General features: G+C 71.9%; 2 protein-coding genes. One reads left to right on the top strand and one right to left on the bottom strand.

The window, feature by feature from the left end:
• A partial coding sequence (locus tag AC1D15_RS33745) for a DUF938 domain-containing protein (protein WP_477829494.1) occupies positions 1-191 on the top strand: 191 nt, incomplete at its 5' end.
• 64 nt (positions 192-255) lie between these two features.
• Here AC1D15_RS33745 and AC1D15_RS33740 read toward each other — a convergent pair.
• Positions 256-1,088 (bottom strand): LuxR C-terminal-related transcriptional regulator (locus AC1D15_RS33740; protein WP_477829493.1); only part of this gene is annotated, 833 nt, incomplete at its 5' end.

Genomic DNA, 1,088 nt, shown 5'->3' with positions numbered 1-1,088 from the left:
ACCTGGAGGACGGCGTCGAGACGTCGCCCGGCAACCTGGGCTTCGACGTTGACCTGCGCGTGCGCGATGCCGGCTGGGGCTTGCGCCGGCGCGAGGATGTCGAGCACGAAGCCGCGCAGGCCGGGCTCATGCTGCGCGAACGGGTGGCGATGCCGACCAACAACTTGCTGTTGGTGTGGGCGCGCGACTGACTGCACGACAAAGGCTCGTTGGTCACTTCAGTCTTTTCCTCCTCACCCGCCGCGACGCGCAGCCTCAGACCAGCCGCAGCGCCCGAGCCCGAACCAGCGCCTCCACCCGCGTCCCCACGTCGAGCTTCGCGAAGATGTTCTTGACGTGCCACTTCACGGTGGTCAACGAGATCTGTGCCCGCGCACTGATCTGCTGGTTGCTCAGCCCCTGYGCGAGCAGCGCCAGCACCTCCAGCTCACGCGCCGTCAGCGCATCCACCGCATGGGCAGCCCGGGCCTCGCCACGCCCGAGCGCCGCACCGAACACGCGCAGCACGTGCTCCGGCACAAGCCGGCGCATCTGCGGCATCGCCAGCGCAGCCACCAGCACCTGGTGGAAGCTCGGGTTGTCGTCGAACCAGCTGCGCGACGGTGCATGGCCGCGCGCGCGCAGCAGCGACTGGTGCAGGCACTGCAGCGCCTCGTCGCGCGCGCCGGCCTCCCACAGGTTGCTGGCCAGCGCCGCTTCGATCGCATGCAAGCGCAGCACATGGCCCGCCGCCTCGGCGCTGGCTCTCAGCACCTGCAGCACGGCGCGCGCTTCATCGCGCCGCTGCGCATGCGACAGCAGCGCGGCCTGCGCCATGCCGCGCCGCTCCCAGGCTTCGTCATAGGGTCGCACGGCCTGCCATTCGGCCGCGTCCACGACGCCGAACTCCGCCGCCGCATCGCGCGCCCGCTGCGGCTCGCCGAGGGCCAGCCACAGCCGCACCTTGTCGAAGCACACCTGCGCCGCGAAGCGCCGCTCGTGGCTGCCGCCGAGCACGCCGTGCAGGTAGTCGAGCAGGCGCATCGCGGCCTCGGGTTCGCGCTCGGCCGCATGCACGCGGGCCTGGGTGCGCGCGGCCGCCACCAGCG

The organism is Rhizobacter sp. P2_H2 (assembly GCF_056403375.1).
The sequence above is the reverse complement of the archived record's forward strand: the minus strand, read 5'-3'. Positions and strand labels throughout refer to the sequence as shown.